We start from the raw sequence: 15,487 nt of genomic DNA on the forward strand, positions 1-15,487 counted from the left end.
GAATAGTAGACAGTGAAAATTAACTTTTTAGTGATTAAAAAGTACAAAATAAAAGCAGCCAAAGCTGCTTTTTAACTAATTTTCTCTAGTTTTAAAAACTGATTTTCAGCGGTTAATGTCAACCTAAAGCGCCCTCTTATACCTAAGGATGAAATAAAAGGGCGTAAATGGTTTGCATCAAAGCGAACAGTCTTGCCACCATCCTCTGTGACTTGCACAGATTTATATTTACCATGATAGTAATCAAGACATTCTGAATAACTCAGATACAAGGCAAAGTAATACTCATTCATTAACTTTCGAGAGCTTTCTCAACTTTTTCAAACAAATCATCACTGAGACCATCTAAATCAGCTAAGCGTTGCAATTGTGCTTTCATTGCCGCTGAACGATTTTCATCATAGCGTTTCCATGACATAAACGGTGTCAGCATGCGCGATGCATTTTGCGGGTTAATATCATTAAGCTTAACCAGTAAATCACCTAGTAATTGATACCCTTTTCCATCTGCACGATGGAACTGAGTGATATTAAAGTGACTAAAGCTACCAACTAATGCACGCACTCGGTTAGGGTTACCAAAGTCAAAACTAGGATGATCATAGAGTGCTTTAATATCGTTGATACTCGTTGCTGAATCTTTCATTGCTTGTAAGGCAAACCATTTATCCATAACAAGCACATCATGACGCCATTTAGCATCAAACTCATTTAGCAGTGTGTCACACAGTGGATGGTTTGCTTTAACCACAGCACTTAATGCAGCAAGGGCGTTGGTCATATTGCTACTGTTTGCAGATTCTCTAATCAAGCTGCTAACTTCGCTATGATTTGTTTTCGCTAAATAGTATAAACAAAGTTGCTTAAGAGCACGTACGGCAACGGCTGTAGCGGATGTTGAACCATCGTCATCAAGGGCGTTATAACAATTAACCAATGACTCTGTTAGGAAGTTGGCAATTTGCGATTCAAATGCATTTTGCACAGCAATAATGTCATCAACAGGGATGACGGCATATTCTGCAGCAAGAGTATCGTAGCTAGGCAGTTTTAACAGCTCCGCAATTAGTGCGAGGTCACCTTCACGATTATCAACTAGTAGCTTTAATGCCGACAAGATATCATCAGATAAACAAGCTTCACCACTGGCAATCGCCGCTTTCATTTCATTCGTAAATAAACGCTGCTGAGCATCCCAACGTGAAAAGTCACTGCGAGCAAAACGCATAATATGTAACAGATCAGATGCAGACGTATTTTGATTAACAATGCATGGCGCTGAGAAATCTTCAAGTAGCACTGCTACTGGGCGCTGTGTAATATCTTCAAAAACAAATTTCTGCGTTTTTTCAGTAACATTTAATACCGAATCTTGTGGCTGATTATCAATCACAAGAGGTAGCGACTGCCCTTCACTATCTAAAAGCTCAATAGCAAACGGTATGTGCAATAAGGCATTGTTAGGCTGATTATCAGGTGCGAATTGTTCAATACTCAATGTAAAAGTCTGATTTTGTTCATTATACACTTGTTCTACATTGAGCTTTGGTGTACCCGCTTGGCTGTACCATCGCTTAAATTGCGTTAAATCAATACCGGATGCATCACTCATTGCAGCCACAAAATCATCACAGGTAACAGCTTGCCCGTCATGGCGCTCGAAATACAATGCCATACCTAGCTGGAACTTCTCTTCTCCCAGTAAGGTGTGCATCATACGGATAACTTCAGCTCCTTTGTCATACACAGTCACAGTATAAAAATTATTCATTTCAATGACTTTTTCAGGTCGAATTGGGTGCGCCATAGGCCCTGCATCTTCACTGAATTGGTGAGTTCGCATAACTTTAACTGCATCAATACGATTAAGTGCACGGGAGCCTAAGTCACTACTAAACTCTTGATCACGGAAAACCGTTAACCCTTCTTTCAACGACAATTGGAACCAGTCTCGGCAAGTGACTCGATTACCTGTCCAGTTATGGAAGTACTCGTGGCCAACTATAGACTCAATCGTATGATAATCTTTGTCGGTGGCCGTTTCTTGATTTGCTAAAACACATTTTGAATTAAAGATATTGAGACCTTTATTTTCCATTGCACCCATGTTGAAGAAATCAACGGCAACAATCATGTAAATGTCTAAATCATATTCAAGGTTAAAGCGCTCTTCGTCCCATTGCATTGACTTCTTTAAAGACGTCATCGCGTGGGGCGTTTTCGATAAGTTGCCTTTATCCACAAACAAGGCTAATTCAACTTTTCTACCAGACTGGGTTGTATAATGGTCACGTAGCACATCAAAATCACCAGCAACAAGTGCAAATAAATAACTCGGCTTTTTAAATGGGTCTTGCCATTTTACAAAGTGACGTCCGTCATCTAAGTTACCTGATTCAATTTGGTTACCATTAGACAGTAAATGAGTGTACTTTTTGTCGGCAATAATTGTCACATCAAAGCTGGCAAGTACATCTGGTCGGTCGAGGTAATAGGTAATCTTTCTAAAACCTTCAGCTTCACATTGCGTACAGTAAGCACCGCCTGACAGGTACAATCCTTCTAATGAGGTGTTTGTTTGCGGGTCAATTTGGTTCTCAATTTTAAGTATAAAATTTTTAGGCAAATTATGAATAATCAGCTTTTCATCTTCGAGCGTGTAATCATTATAAGCTTTGTCATCAACCATCACAGAAATTAGTGTTAAATCAACACCATCTAGAGAAAGATCAGCATTACTTTCGTCAGTACGATTGATTGTCATTGTTGACTGTACTGAGGTTTTTAACGGCGCTAGTTCAAAATGTAAATCGATGTGTTGAATTGAGAATTGTGGGGCTTGGTAATCTTTTAAATATTGAGCTTGAGGTTTACTCGTAGCAGACATAACTGACTCCAAATGGCCCTGCTTAGCAGGGCCTAAATAGTTTATTCAGCGTTAGCTTGTTGTTTAAGGTGTTTTGGGGTAATACGTAAAATTTTAATACCCAAATAGGCATAAACAATCGCTAATAATGGATTAATTAAATTAAAGAATGCGTACATGGCATAATCAAATGGATTGATTAGTAAAACACTTTGCATATAGGCACCACAGGTGTTCCAAGGAATAAGAGGGCTAGTAATTGTGCCACCATCTTCTAACGTACGAGAGAGATTTACCGGCTTTAAGCCTCGCTTTTCATATTCGTCTTTAAACATACGACCAGGAACAACAATTGCGATGTATTGGTCAGCTGCAACTGCATTAGTACCAATACAGGTTGCAATAGTTGCAGTAATAAGAGAGCCAGTGCTTTTAGCAATTTTTAAGATGCTCTTAACGAACATATCAAGTAATCCGGTTTTTTCCATGATTGCGCCAAACATTAAGGCCGTCATAATTAGCCAAGTGGTTGTCAGCATGCCAGCCATACCTCCACCGCTTAATAATGAGTCCATTTTTTCGTCGCCAGTGTCAATACTGAAACCATCAAAGAAAGTTGTCCAAACTAACTTAAAATAGCCAATCAGATGGCCTTGTGATGCATCAATTTGGCTGTTAATTAAATCTGACTGAAATAACATAGCCCAAATCGCACCTAACACCGCACCAATCGATATTGCAGGGAACGCCGGCATTTTACGAATTGCTAAAAGCAATAACACAACCAGTGGTACTAGCATTTCAAAACCGATATTAAAGTTTTGCTCTAATAAATTAACGATTTCATCAATACGCCCTGCTTCTGTTGAGCCTCCAGCATTAAAGCCCATAAAGATAAAAATGATTAAGGCAATGATGAAGCTTGGCACTGTTGTCCAAAGCATATGATGGATATGTTCAAATAAATCAGCACCAGCTACAGCAGGTGCTAAGTTAGTTGTTTCAGAAAGTGGGCTTAATTTATCACCAAAGTAGGCACCAGAAATAACCGCACCCGCCGTTACAACTTGTTCAAGGCCAAGGCCTGTTGCAACACCTAATAACGCCACACCAATGGTCGCCGCTGTGGTCCAAGAACTGCCTATACTCATAGCTACAATGCCACAAATTAAGCAGCTAGCCGCATAAAACCAGCTAGGATTGATTATTTGTAGCCCATAGTAAATTAGAGTTGGTACAGTACCCGATAACAACCAAGTACCAATTAAGGCACCCACCATTAGCAGAATGATAATTGCACCGAGTGATAAGGTGATCCCTTCAATCATGGCTTGTTCTAGTTTTTTCCAGGTATAACCATTTTTTAAACCAATTAATGCTGCAGTAAAAGTAGCGAATAATAAAGCGATTTGGTTAGGACCTGATGATGAATTATCACCGAATAAATAAACAGCGGCGCCTAGCAGGCACACGAGCACAGTAATTGGGATCAAGGCATCTAAAAAACTGGCCTGTTTAATTGGCTTCTCTTCAATTGAATTCAAAAGATAGTCTCCTACACGTCTTATGTGGCGTGTTTAATTATTATTGTAAGCTTGACGCAAAACTTCAGTGGCTTTTGGGCAGCCATATCCTGCAATTATAACAACCTGACCTGTTTTAGGTAGCAAAAAAGGCGCCTAAGCGCCTTTTTATTAATCAATATTGCTATTTAATTGCCAATTATTTCTTAGCAATACGACCATATTTAATAAAATCCTGCGTGATTAATGCAGCCTCTTCTAAGAAAGGGTCTAGTTCATCAAGGCTATCAGGTAAATCATCAAGCTTTTCTACTGGCTTTTCACCAAGGCGAACTAATCGTTCATTAGCACGCTCTAAAGCACGCTCTTCACTTTCATCTTTCTCTTTTAAACGCGTCGCTTCAACCAGTGAGATAGTTTTACGGTCTTTCTCTTCTTGGTAGCGCTTAATGTCATCAAACACATAACCAAACTCCGGCTCATCTGCAATTCGCGAATCATGAAGCTTATTAACGTAAGCAATAGCTGGTTTCAAGTTATCGACTGAATTATATTTAGCGCGAATGATACTATCCCAAGGTAAGGCATTATCTTGTTGGCTCTCGCCCCACTCCGATGGTTCAATTGCTGATGGGAATGACACATCTGGGATCACTCCCTTGTGCTGCGTGCTTCCGCCATTGATACGGTAGAACTTAGCGATTGTATATTGCACGCTACCTAATGGGTGATCGTATAAGTCATAGGCGCGGCCAAGGGGTTTATGCTGCTGTACTGTACCCTTACCAAATGTTTGTTCACCAATCACAATTGCACGGCCATAATCTTGCATTGCTGCAGCAAAAATCTCTGAGGCTGATGCACTGTAACGATCAACTAAAACAGTGAGTGGGCCATCATAAAAAGTGACGCCGTCACGGTCTTTTTGCTCTTCAATACGATTATTTAACGTGTGAATTTGCACTACTGGACCTTGGTCTATGAATAAACCAGAAAGCTGAGTTGCTTCGTAGAGTGAGCCCCCACCATTTTGACGTAAATCAATGATAATACCGTCTACTTTGGCTTCTTTTAATTTCGCAATTTCAATTTTAACGTCTTGCGATAAATTGTTGTAGAAACCTGGGATTTCAATCACACCAATTTTGCTGGTTAAGTCAGAGTATTTTGCTTCAAATACTTCAGATTTTGCAGCGCGGTCTTCTAAGCGGATCTTATCACGAGTGATTTCAACTACTTTAGGTGTACCGTGAGCATCTGCACCTTTTAAGTATTGCAGGCGAACTTTTGTCCCTTTTGGGCCTTTGATCAGATCAACTACGTCATCTAAACGCCAGCCAATCACATCAACAAACTCTTCACCTTCTTGGGCAACACCAATAATACGGTCATCTGCTTTAATTTGTTCTGACTTATCAGCCGGGCCACCAGGTACTAAGCTACGAATTACTGTATAGTCTTCATCATAGCTAAGCACAGCACCAATGCCTTCTAATTCAAGATCCATGTCCATCTTAAATTGCTCAGCACGGCGAGGTGATAAATAAGAGGTATGCGCTTCAATGCTTCGTGCGAATGAATTCATCACGATTTGAAAAGCATCTTCACTATTAGTTTGCACTAAGCGTTTTTGCGCATTGTGGTAACGTTTGGTCAAGACTTCTTTAATGCCTTGCCAGTCTTTACCCGTCATTTTTAATCGTAAAGCATCGTACTTGACTCGTTGACGCCAAAGTTCATCAAGCTCAGCTTGGCTTGTTGCCCAATTGGCATCTTCACGGTCGAACAGATACTCATCTTCTTTATCGAACTTCATTTCGTTTTCAAGCAGCGATAAAGAATAATCATAACGTTCAAAGCGACGTTTTAAGCTTAAGTTAAAAATATCAAAGGCAAATCCCAATTTACCTGTCGACAATGCATTATCAAACTGATCTTTATACTGCTTAAAAGAAGCAATATCAGAGGCTAAAAATACATTTTTGTTGTAGTCGAGAGATTCAATGTATCGATCAAAAACCTTTTCAGATAATTGATCGTTAAATTTAATTGGTTTGTAATGTGCACGAGTAAATAAGTTTGTCACCCGTTTGCTTGCCGTACTATGTTGGCTTTCTTGCTTGAGTACTGGCAGATCTTTTTCAGTCAAATTGTCTGAAGATGCCAATAATGAACCTGAAAACAGGGCAGCGACTAACGGAATGAGCGTAAACTTTTTACTCATACACAACTCCTTTATTTTTTACAGCTATTAAATGATATACAGGCTGTCTGCTTTGGTCTTAACTTGCATCCCTGTTACTAACTCAACGTGAACTTCATCTTTATTCACTTCAGTAATAACTGCGTTTACAAGTGCTTGGCCAAGTTTAACTTTAACTTTGCTATTAACCTTGACCTCAGAGGCAGGTAAAGGTTCAACTTTTCCTGAACGTTTTGCAGGAGCAGCTTTAGCTGGCTTATTACTTACTTTAGCGCCTTTTTCGCCTGATTTAGCGTGGTGGCCAGTATTCTTTTTGTAAGATTTTGTGTCACCGTCTTTACGTGGACGTTGCGGCTTCTTACGCTTCGCCATTTTAGCGCGGCTTTCTTCTAACGCTTTTTGTGCGTGCTCAATGTGCTCTTGTTCAACTTTTTCGTCTTGATTACCATCAAGATCGATACGGAACTCAGACTTTGTCACAGCTTCTAAATAGCGCCAGTTTGAGGTGTACTTTCTTAATGCTTGACGTACCTGAGTTTTACTTACCTTCTCAGAACCTTCAATGCGCTCAGCAATATCTTTAAAGATACCGACTTTAAGCGGCTGAATACCGTCTTTTTGTTTAAAACATTGTGGAAATTCTTGATATAAGAAATCCAGTACTTCATTAATATCTTTTAGCTTGTTTGTGGTTTCCATCTTAGAACCTTTTATTACATCTTTTCATCAAGTGATGAATCGACATAGTGTGTTACCCAGTCGGTCAACTCTTCGAAGTCCGCTTCAATAAGCGCTAAATCACCACGAAGGTGTTCCCAAATACCATTTATAATTTCATCAATTGATTCACAGTCAAGGTCATCCGGTAGACGATCCCAAGCCATGTGAATCAGGTCGTTGAGCCTTTCAGCAACAACTTCTTCTTCCCCTTCCCAATCACCAACATCAGCAATTGCAAAGAGGTAATCTTGCACATTTAGCAGATCTTTCATTTTAGATTTGCCTCAAAGCACTTTACCAATGCTTCTAAACCAGCTTGATCATCAGCATCGAATCGCGCAATGCTTGGGCTATCGATATCAAGTACAGCAAATACTTTACCGTCTTTGAAAATCGGCACAACTACTTCTGAGTTAGATGCAGCGTCACAGGCAATATGGCCAGCAAATGCATGCACGTCTTCAATGAGTTGTGTTTGTTGTGTTTGCGCGGCAGTTCCACATACCCCTTTACCTACTGGAATACGGATACATGCAGGATTACCTTGAAACGGCCCTAGCACTAATTCTTCAGGTGAATCCATCAAATAAAAGCCCGCCCAATTTACGTCCTCTAGTGAGGTAAATAACAGCGCACTAATATTTGCCATGTTGGCAATGATATTTGATTCACCAGTGATTAGCGATTCAGTTTGTTTAACTAATGACTGGTAAAAATCTTGCTTTTGCATACCAAACTACTTCTTATTAAACATACAGTAGCTAAAGGTACTCTTTGTAGACGACAAATGAAACCTTTTGAGGGCAAAAAAAAACATTTTGCCCTCAATTTCATTCAGCTTGATTAATTATTCTGCTATTGATGAGAAGATTGTGCTGTAAGGCCCTGTCTTAAACCAAATAAAAACAGCCCTGCTGCAAGGGCAGACATGACAGCATTGACTACAAATGCCATACCTGTTGTAGCACTCAATAAGTAACTAAAGATAGCTCCACCTAGTAAACCCAGTGTCAGCACACCTGAATAATTTACTTTCGCATACTTATACATAAGCAGGTAGCCAGGTACCACAAATGCAGCCATAGTTAAGCCTACAATGTGTGCATTGGCTATTGCACTGACAAGTAAGTTAAAGAAAATACTAAAGCCATTTCCTTCAAGTGAAAACGCATAATAAAGGCCTAAAATACAACCAACGATCACAGGCGATAATAAAGAAAGTCCTACACTCTTTGCTAAACGATGTTTCATAAATTCCCTAATGCCACAAAGATAATACGAGAAGTATTAAGCATGGACTAACTAGGGAAAATGCGAAATATCGACAATAGTCGTAATTTGCTTAGCAAAGGAATAAAGCGGCAGAAACAAAAAAGCCGCTGAATAAATTCAGCGGCTTCAATGATGGTGGAGAGATAGGGATTTGAACCCTAGAGGGGCTACAAACCCCTGCCGGTTTTCAAGACCGGTGCATTCGACCACTCTGCCATCTCTCCGAATGCGAAAACCTACCCGCTTACGCAAGTAGTAAAAATAATGGTGGAGAGATAGGGATTTGAACCCTAGAGGGGCTACAAACCCCTGCCGGTTTTCAAGACCGGTGCATTCGACCACTCTGCCATCTCTCCGACGGCGTGCATAATAGATAAGGAAGCCGGGTTTGTGAAGCTTTTTTTTCAAAAAACTGTTTAAGTGATTAAAAAACAACTAAATCGTTCAGCATTAACACAATCAAACTCAAAATATAATCGATTTGAACTTTTCTATTATTTATCTTGTCTATTGATCCACAATAGTTTGCCCAAATATATAACTCTTGATAGGCTTAGTTCAGTTTAATAATTGGAACTAACGAACGTATAAGTTCATTTAAAGGAGCTCTAACAATGGCGTTTAATCAATCGTACAATACTGCTAGACCAGTAATGTCGACTATTGAAACCAATAAAGTTTTGAAGAATACCTATTTCTTACTAGCTATGACACTGGCATTTAGCGCAGTAACAGCGGGTATTTCAATGGCAATGAATCTACCTTATTTTATGGGGTTAGTATTTAGCTTGATTGCATTTGGTGTACTTTTTGTTGTCAACAAAAAGGCAGACAGTGCATCAGGTGTTGCCTGGGTATTCGTTTTCACAGGTTTGATGGGCGCAGGACTTGGTCCAATGCTTAACTACTACGCTGCAATGCCAAATGGCCCTATGCTTATTATGCAAGCCCTAGGTTCGACAGCCTTAATCTTCTTCGGCTTATCAGCTTACGCTCTAACCACTAAAAAAGATTTCTCATTTATGGGTGGTTTTTTAACAGTGGGCTTAATTGTGGTAATTATCGCAAGCTTAGTAAATTTATTTATTGGTAGCTCTATTACCTTTATGGTAATTAACGCTGCAGTTGTATTGATTATGTCTGGTTTAATATTATTTGACACTAGCCGCATTATTAATGGCGGTGAGACAAATTACATCCGCGCAACAGTTGCTTTATATCTGAACGTGTATAATTTATTTACGTCACTTCTACACCTACTTGGTGCAAGTGATGACTAATTAAATAGTTCTGCTAAAATAGCCCCTTTCTAGGGGCTTTTTTATTGGATGCGTTTTGGCACAATTTGTACTTTCTCTTCATACCGCGCCGACCGATCATGACACGACACAACGGCTAATTAAATTTGCGCAAGCTTGTCTTGATTCTGGTCACTCAATTACAGCTATCTTTCTTTATCAAGCAGGTGTTTTCCACGCAAGTAATCATTTAGAACTTGCCAGTGATGAGTTACCAATTAATCGTTTATGGCAAGAATTAAACTCGCAAGATGTTCCTCTGCTTCTTTGTGTTACTGCTGCAGAAAAACGAGGGTTAGATATTGATAACACAGGCGTGTTTACAGTTGCTGGCTTAGCTGAGTTTGCAATGTTAGTAAGTGAAGCTGATAAATGGGTGCAGTTTAAATGAAAAACATTCTTGTGATCAGTCAACACAGTCCATTTGATGATCAACATATTCGTGAATCACTCGACACTACACTGATTTTTGCTGCTATCGAACAAAACATTAGTTGGCTTCTTAGTGGTGAGGCAGTATTAGCTCTGAAAAAAAATCAACAGCCAGAGCAACTTGGCATTAAAAACTATTTTAAAACCATTAAAACCCTTGAGTTATACGATGTTGAAAACATTTATGTCTGTGAAAAGTCGTTAATGGACTTTAACCTTTCAGAAGATAGTCTGATTATCGATGTTAAAGTAGCTAACTTTGAGCAACAGCGAGACTTAATTACAGAGCAGCATCAGGTGGTGACGTTATGAGTACATTGCATATTTTTTCGAAACCCTTATCCCACTATTGCAATAATATGTTGGCTAATCTAATTACTGCACAGGATAAGGTACTACTAGTCAGTGATGCTTGTTATAACAATATGCAATTTAAGCAGTTCTCATCCTGTCTATATTTACTTGAAGAAGATACTACAGCTCGCGATATTTCACTCAATAAAGAGGATATCGTAATAGACTACACACAGTTTGTAGAAATGACTTTAAATGCACAGAACACAATTACTTGGTAAACCATGCTTGAATTTAATAACAAACAAATAGAAACAGACAAACAAGGTTATTTACTTGATTCAAATGATTGGTGTGAAGATCTAGCGCCTATCATTGCTGAACAAGAGAACATTACTTTAAGTGAACAGCACTGGGAAGTTGTGCACTTTGTGCGTGATTTTTATCTTGAATACAACACCAGCCCAGCTATTCGTATGTTGGTCAAAGCTATGGCTCAAAAGCTTGGTGAAGAAAAAGGTAATAGCATGTACTTGTACAAACTTTTCCCTAAAGGTCCTGCTAAGCAAGCAACTAAAATTGCAGGTTTACCTAAACCAGCTAGGTGCATTTAATGGTAAACAAACCTAAAAGTAAACCACGTCGCAGTAGTGGCCGAACATACTCAAGGCCGATACAAAAACGTGAAGTAAAAAAAGCAATTAGCCCAGAGAAACGTAAAGTCGTACTGTTTAACAAACCATTTGATGTGCTTTGCCAGTTTACTGATGACCAAAACCGCAAAACGCTTGCCGACTTTATTACTATTAAAGACGTTTATGCAGCAGGACGCCTAGACAGAGATAGTGAAGGGCTGTTGCTACTTACAAACTGCGGTAAATTACAACACACTCTCACTGAACCCAATAAAAAAACAGCAAAAACGTATTGGGTGCAAGTAGAAGGTGATGTTACTGATGAGGCTATCTTTGCGCTTAACAAAGGCGTAGAGCTTAAAGATGGCATGACCAAGCCTGCCAAGGTTAGGCGAATTAATGAACCCGCAATTTGGCCACGTACCCCGCCCGTTCGCGAACGAAAGAATATTCCAACTAGCTGGTTAGAAATATCCATCACTGAAGGAAGAAACCGCCAAGTTCGCCGTATGACAGCCCATGTTGGTTTCCCTACTTTGCGATTAATTAGATATAGCATTGGTAACTATACTCTTGATGGTTTGGACAGTGGCCAGTTTAAAGTCGTGAACAATCCCGATGCATAAACCTAATGTCACAGTTGCTGCAATCGTCAGGTGTCAAGACAAGTATTTACTTGTTAAAGAGCGCGATAAGCACACAGGTGAAATTTGTTATAACCAACCAGCAGGTCATTTAGAAGCCAATGAAACCTTAGCAGAAGCAGCTCATCGCGAACTTGTTGAAGAAACTGGCATTAGCCTTAATGCCAATCATCTTGTTGGCATTTATAATTTGCATGCCGCAAATGGCGTTCACTATATGCGTTTTAGTTTTGCTTTTAATTGCCCTACACTAATAGCACCCTCCCCCCAGGATGATGATATTCTCAGCGCAGATTGGTTTAGTTTTGAACAAATTAAAAGCCTACCACTGAGAAGCCCCCTCGTTTTAAAATGCATTGAAGATCATTTAGCTGGTAAAGCCTATCCACTTAGTTTGATTTACCAATAACGGCTGTGATTTTGGCTGGTTTGGGTATATAATATCGGCCTTTCCATAGCAGTTAAAAAATGACAGCGAATATTATGAGCGAAAATAGTCACATTAAAGTCATCGTGGGTATGTCCGGCGGTGTGGATTCTTCTGTATCAGCGTATTTATTAAAGCAACAAGGCTATCAAGTTGAAGGCCTGTTCATGAAAAACTGGGAAGAAGATGATAATGATGAATATTGCGCTGCAGCTGAAGACCTTAAAGACGCACAAGCAGTCTGTGATAAATTAGGTATTGAGCTTCATACTGTAAATTTTGCAGCAGAATACTGGGATAATGTTTTTGAGTACTTCTTAGCAGAGTACAAAGCAGGCCGTACGCCTAACCCAGACATCATGTGTAATAAAGAAATTAAATTCAAAGCATTCTTAGAATTTGCAGCTCAAGCACTCGGCGCTGATTACATCGCTACTGGTCACTATGTGCGCCGTGAAAAACGGGGTGATAAATTTGTTATGTGTCGTAGCCTTGATGACAATAAAGATCAAAGTTATTTCTTATACACTTTAAGCCATGAACATATTGCACAAACGCTTTTCCCTGTAGGTGATATTGCTAAACCTGAAGTTCGCCGTATTGCCGAAGAGCAAGATTTAATAACTCACGATAAAAAGGACAGTACAGGTATTTGTTTTATCGGTGAGCGTAAATTTAAAGATTTCTTACAAAAATTCTTACCGGCACAGCCAGGTAAAATCGAAGATACCGATGGTAATGAAGTTGGCGAGCACGAAGGCTTGATGTATCACACTTTAGGTCAACGTAAAGGCCTCTTAATTGGTGGTATGAAAGAAGGTTCGGGTGAACCTTGGTATGTTGTAGACAAAGACATTGAACGCAATGTACTAGTTGTTGGCCAAGGTAAAGACCACCCTCGCCTATACAGCAATGGCTTAAATGCAAATCAACTACACTGGGTTGACCGTGTCGGCCCTAAAGGTACAACACGCTGCACTGTTAAAACTCGTTATCGCCAAGAAGACATCAGCTGTACATTACTCGTTGGTGAAGATGGCATGGCTCGCGTATTATTTGATGAGCCACAAAAAGCGGTTACACCTGGTCAATCAGCCGTATTCTACGCTGATGAAGTCTGCTTAGGTGGTGGTATTATTGATTCGGTGATTAAGTAATGACAGAGCACCAAGTCATGGCTTTAGCTGCCATGTGTCAAGTTGCCAAACAAGTACAAAAAGTTGCGCAATATGGCCAAGGCAGTGATCACGAATTAGAAAAGTTATTAAGCTGTATTGTCGAAACATCACCTGATACACCTGAAGATGTATATCAGGGTAAACATAATTTACGTGAAGGCTATCGTATTTTGATTGCCCAGCTTTCTGCCGGCGCAGATAAAGACGTCGAAATCGTAAAATATGTAGGTGGCTTAATGCAATTAGAACGTGCCTTGAGCGCAAAACAAAGCAGCTTAAATGAATTAGGTCGTCGCATTGATGACGTTAAACGTCGCCTCGACCATTTTGCTATCACAGATGATACTGTAGTAGCAGCGCTTGCTGATATTTACTCGTCGGTGCTAAGCCCCCTTGGGCATCGTATTCAAGTTTACGGCAAGCCAGAGTTATTAAAACAGCAGCTCACGCAAAACAAAATTCGCGCCTTATTATTGGCCGGAATTCGTAGTGCCGTGTTATGGCGACAAATGGGCGGTAAACGCCGTCACTTTTTCTTTGCAAAAAGAAAAATCCTCGCTATTGCTAAACAATCAATTTAATTATCGTTCAAACTAGACAATTTAGGAGTCATTATGGAGCTTTCAGCGTTAACCGCTATCTCTCCGGTAGATGGTCGCTATGGCAGCAAGACCACGGAACTACGCAGTATTTTCAGCGAATTTGGTTTAATCAAATACCGTGTAACTGTTGAAGTTCGTTGGTTACAAGCTTTGTCTGCAGCTAGCGCAATCACAGAAGTACCGGCATTTAGCGACGAGGCTAATGCTTTACTTAATGCCATTGTTGATAACTTTAGCGAAGCTGACGCAGCACGCGTTAAAGAGATCGAGCGCACAACTAACCATGACGTTAAAGCAGTTGAATACCTACTTAAAGAAAAAGTGGCTGACAACGCAGAGCTTAACGCAGTTAACGAATTCATTCACTTTGCCTGTACTTCAGAAGACATCAATAACTTGTCTCATGGTTTAATGCTAACTGAAGCGCGTGACAAAGTATTACTTCCATACTGTGACCAACTTCTAAATGCATTAAAAGAAAAAGCAGTTGAGTACAAGTCAGTTGCGATGATGACACGTACCCACGGTCAACCAGCTACCCCTTCTACAATGGGTAAAGAGTTTGCAAACGTCTACATGCGCTTAAAGCGTCAACGTGACCAAATTGCTAACGTAGAAATGTTAGGTAAAATCAACGGTGCTGTAGGTAACTACAACGCTCACCTAAGTGCATACCCAGATTACGATTGGCACAGCCACGCTGAGCAGTTCGTAACGAGCCTAGGTTTAACATTCAACCCGTTCACAACACAAATCGAGCCACACGATTACATTGCCGAGTTATTCGATGCAGTTGCACGTTTCAACACTGTATTACTTGATTTTGACCGTGACGTTTGGGGCTACATTGCACTTAACCACTTCAAACAAAAAACAATCGCAGGTGAAATTGGTTCTTCAACAATGCCTCACAAAGTAAACCCGATTGATTTTGAAAACTCTGAAGGTAACTTAGGTATTGCTAACGCTATCTTTACTCACCTTGCACAAAAACTACCGGTATCTCGCTGGCAACGTGACTTAACTGACTCAACAGTGTTACGTAACCTAGGTGTTGGTATGGGCTACACTCTTATCGCTTACCAAGCGACATTAAAAGGTGTAAGCAAGCTTGAAGTAAATGAAGAACGTTTATTACAAGAGCTAGATCAAAACTGGGAATTACTCGCAGAGCCAATCCAAACTGTTATGCGTAAATATGGTATCGAAAAGCCATATGAAAAACTTAAAGACCTTACTCGTGGTAAGCGCGTAAACCAAGAAATCATGGCTGATTTCATCGACGGTCTTGAGTTACCTGAAGAAGCAAAAGTAGAAATGAAAAAATTAACTCCGGCTAATTACATTGGTCGTGCGGTTGAGTTCATCGATAACTTAGCTTAAATTCAAACAA

At 39.9% G+C, this 15,487-nt stretch carries 18 protein-coding genes and 2 tRNA genes; 10 read left to right on the plus strand and 10 right to left on the minus strand.

All coding sequences use genetic code 11. The annotated features are described in order from the left end of the window. Window positions 1–71: 71 nt before the first annotated feature. The 10 genes from L1D46_RS08940 to L1D46_RS08985 all read right to left on the minus strand — a co-directional run bounded on the left by L1D46_RS08940 (window position 72) and on the right by L1D46_RS08985 (window position 8,940). Window positions 72–293, minus strand: coding sequence for a DUF2835 domain-containing protein (locus L1D46_RS08940; RefSeq protein WP_167657594.1), 222 nt, complete (start codon window positions 291–293; stop codon window positions 72–74). Further along, complete coding sequence (pepN, locus tag L1D46_RS08945) at window positions 293–2,887, minus strand: aminopeptidase N (protein ID WP_239977414.1); 2,595 nt, start codon at window positions 2,885–2,887, stop codon at window positions 293–295. Before pepN ends, L1D46_RS08940 begins: the two co-directional genes overlap by 1 nt. Before the next feature lie 41 nt (window positions 2,888–2,928). Next, the gene (gene nhaC, locus L1D46_RS08950; RefSeq protein WP_130051394.1) at window positions 2,929–4,410 is read right to left on the minus strand and encodes a Na+/H+ antiporter NhaC; all 1,482 of its coding nucleotides are present in this window, start codon (window positions 4,408–4,410) and stop codon (window positions 2,929–2,931) included. A gap of 178 nt (window positions 4,411–4,588) precedes the next feature. Next, window positions 4,589–6,613, minus strand: a complete 2,025-nt coding sequence (gene prc, locus L1D46_RS08955) for a carboxy terminal-processing peptidase (protein WP_239977416.1) — start codon at window positions 6,611–6,613, stop codon at window positions 4,589–4,591. A gap of 27 nt (window positions 6,614–6,640) precedes the next feature. Then, on the minus strand, window positions 6,641–7,291 hold the full coding sequence (gene proQ / locus L1D46_RS08960; protein ID WP_130051392.1) for an RNA chaperone ProQ: 651 nt from the start codon (window positions 7,289–7,291) through the stop codon (window positions 6,641–6,643). A gap of 14 nt (window positions 7,292–7,305) precedes the next feature. After that, entirely contained in the window at window positions 7,306–7,584 is a 279-nt protein-coding gene (locus L1D46_RS08965) for a hypothetical protein (protein WP_063705577.1), read from the minus strand. Then, window positions 7,581–8,042 (minus strand): GAF domain-containing protein, encoded by a 462-nt coding sequence (locus L1D46_RS08970; protein WP_167657592.1) that lies wholly within the window; start codon window positions 8,040–8,042, stop codon window positions 7,581–7,583. The genes L1D46_RS08965 and L1D46_RS08970 overlap by 4 nt, the downstream gene beginning before the upstream one ends. Before the next feature lie 125 nt (window positions 8,043–8,167). Beyond that, on the minus strand, window positions 8,168–8,563 hold the full coding sequence (locus tag L1D46_RS08975; RefSeq protein WP_130051390.1) for a hypothetical protein: 396 nt from the start codon (window positions 8,561–8,563) through the stop codon (window positions 8,168–8,170). 154 nt (window positions 8,564–8,717) lie between these two features. After that, window positions 8,718–8,808: transfer RNA gene (locus tag L1D46_RS08980), tRNA-Ser, on the minus strand. A gap of 41 nt (window positions 8,809–8,849) precedes the next feature. Beyond that, window positions 8,850–8,940: transfer RNA gene (locus tag L1D46_RS08985), tRNA-Ser, on the minus strand. A gap of 258 nt (window positions 8,941–9,198) precedes the next feature. Between L1D46_RS08985 and L1D46_RS08990 the strand changes: the two genes are divergently transcribed. From L1D46_RS08990 to purB, 10 genes are all read left to right on the plus strand, one after another. After that, window positions 9,199–9,864, plus strand: coding sequence for a Bax inhibitor-1/YccA family protein (locus L1D46_RS08990; protein WP_062564480.1), 666 nt, complete (start codon window positions 9,199–9,201; stop codon window positions 9,862–9,864). 55 nt (window positions 9,865–9,919) lie between these two features. Next, a complete protein-coding gene (gene tusD / locus L1D46_RS08995; RefSeq protein WP_167657866.1) occupies window positions 9,920–10,273 on the plus strand; it encodes a sulfurtransferase complex subunit TusD in 354 nt (117 codons plus the stop codon). Further along, on the plus strand, window positions 10,270–10,626 hold the full coding sequence (gene tusC / locus L1D46_RS09000; RefSeq protein WP_167657865.1) for a sulfurtransferase complex subunit TusC: 357 nt from the start codon (window positions 10,270–10,272) through the stop codon (window positions 10,624–10,626). The genes tusD and tusC overlap by 4 nt, the downstream gene beginning before the upstream one ends. Continuing rightward, window positions 10,623–10,889, plus strand: a complete 267-nt coding sequence (tusB, locus tag L1D46_RS09005) for a sulfurtransferase complex subunit TusB (protein WP_130051387.1) — start codon at window positions 10,623–10,625, stop codon at window positions 10,887–10,889. The genes tusC and tusB overlap by 4 nt, the downstream gene beginning before the upstream one ends. A gap of 3 nt (window positions 10,890–10,892) precedes the next feature. Continuing rightward, window positions 10,893–11,222 carry a TusE/DsrC/DsvC family sulfur relay protein gene (locus L1D46_RS09010; RefSeq protein ID WP_130051386.1) on the plus strand — a complete coding sequence of 110 codons (330 nt, stop codon included), beginning with the start codon at window positions 10,893–10,895 and terminating at the stop codon, window positions 11,220–11,222. Next, on the plus strand, window positions 11,222–11,869 hold the full coding sequence (locus L1D46_RS09015) for an rRNA large subunit pseudouridine synthase E (RefSeq protein WP_130051385.1): 648 nt from the start codon (window positions 11,222–11,224) through the stop codon (window positions 11,867–11,869). The genes L1D46_RS09010 and L1D46_RS09015 overlap by 1 nt, the downstream gene beginning before the upstream one ends. Next, window positions 11,862–12,296 (plus strand): NUDIX hydrolase, encoded by a 435-nt coding sequence (locus L1D46_RS09020; RefSeq protein ID WP_178927022.1) that lies wholly within the window; start codon window positions 11,862–11,864, stop codon window positions 12,294–12,296. Before L1D46_RS09015 ends, L1D46_RS09020 begins: the two co-directional genes overlap by 8 nt. A gap of 74 nt (window positions 12,297–12,370) precedes the next feature. After that, window positions 12,371–13,471, plus strand: a complete 1,101-nt coding sequence (gene mnmA, locus L1D46_RS09025) for a tRNA 2-thiouridine(34) synthase MnmA (RefSeq protein WP_239977427.1) — start codon at window positions 12,371–12,373, stop codon at window positions 13,469–13,471. Further along, complete coding sequence (gene hflD, locus L1D46_RS09030; RefSeq protein WP_130051383.1) at window positions 13,471–14,073, plus strand: high frequency lysogenization protein HflD; 603 nt, start codon at window positions 13,471–13,473, stop codon at window positions 14,071–14,073. Before mnmA ends, hflD begins: the two co-directional genes overlap by 1 nt. Before the next feature lie 33 nt (window positions 14,074–14,106). Continuing rightward, window positions 14,107–15,477, plus strand: coding sequence for an adenylosuccinate lyase (purB, locus tag L1D46_RS09035; RefSeq protein ID WP_130051382.1), 1,371 nt, complete (start codon window positions 14,107–14,109; stop codon window positions 15,475–15,477). Window positions 15,478–15,487: the final 10 nt, after the last annotated feature.

Source organism: Pseudoalteromonas sp. Isolate3, assembly GCF_022398505.1.
Taxonomy (GTDB): Bacteria; Pseudomonadota; Gammaproteobacteria; order Enterobacterales; family Alteromonadaceae; genus Pseudoalteromonas; species Pseudoalteromonas apostichopi.

Coding starts and splice junctions, on each gene's coding strand:
- L1D46_RS08940 (WP_167657594.1), bottom strand. CDS start 293: ATGAATGAGTATTACTTTGCCTTGTATCTGAGTTATTCAGAATGTCTT.
- pepN (WP_239977414.1), bottom strand. CDS start 2,887: ATGTCTGCTACGAGTAAACCTCAAGCTCAATATTTAAAAGATTACCAA.
- prc (WP_239977416.1), bottom strand. CDS start 6,613: ATGAGTAAAAAGTTTACGCTCATTCCGTTAGTCGCTGCCCTGTTTTCA.
- proQ (WP_130051392.1), bottom strand. CDS start 7,291: ATGGAAACCACAAACAAGCTAAAAGATATTAATGAAGTACTGGATTTC.
- L1D46_RS08965 (WP_063705577.1), bottom strand. CDS start 7,584: ATGAAAGATCTGCTAAATGTGCAAGATTACCTCTTTGCAATTGCTGAT.
- L1D46_RS08970 (WP_167657592.1), bottom strand. CDS start 8,042: ATGCAAAAGCAAGATTTTTACCAGTCATTAGTTAAACAAACTGAATCG.
- L1D46_RS08975 (WP_130051390.1), bottom strand. CDS start 8,563: ATGAAACATCGTTTAGCAAAGAGTGTAGGACTTTCTTTATTATCGCCT.
- L1D46_RS08990 (WP_062564480.1), top strand. CDS start 9,199: ATGGCGTTTAATCAATCGTACAATACTGCTAGACCAGTAATGTCGACT.
- tusC (WP_167657865.1), top strand. CDS start 10,270: ATGAAAAACATTCTTGTGATCAGTCAACACAGTCCATTTGATGATCAA.
- tusB (WP_130051387.1), top strand. CDS start 10,623: ATGAGTACATTGCATATTTTTTCGAAACCCTTATCCCACTATTGCAAT.
- L1D46_RS09010 (WP_130051386.1), top strand. CDS start 10,893: ATGCTTGAATTTAATAACAAACAAATAGAAACAGACAAACAAGGTTAT.
- L1D46_RS09015 (WP_130051385.1), top strand. CDS start 11,222: ATGGTAAACAAACCTAAAAGTAAACCACGTCGCAGTAGTGGCCGAACA.
- L1D46_RS09020 (WP_178927022.1), top strand. CDS start 11,862: ATGCATAAACCTAATGTCACAGTTGCTGCAATCGTCAGGTGTCAAGAC.
- mnmA (WP_239977427.1), top strand. CDS start 12,371: ATGAGCGAAAATAGTCACATTAAAGTCATCGTGGGTATGTCCGGCGGT.
- hflD (WP_130051383.1), top strand. CDS start 13,471: ATGACAGAGCACCAAGTCATGGCTTTAGCTGCCATGTGTCAAGTTGCC.
- purB (WP_130051382.1), top strand. CDS start 14,107: ATGGAGCTTTCAGCGTTAACCGCTATCTCTCCGGTAGATGGTCGCTAT.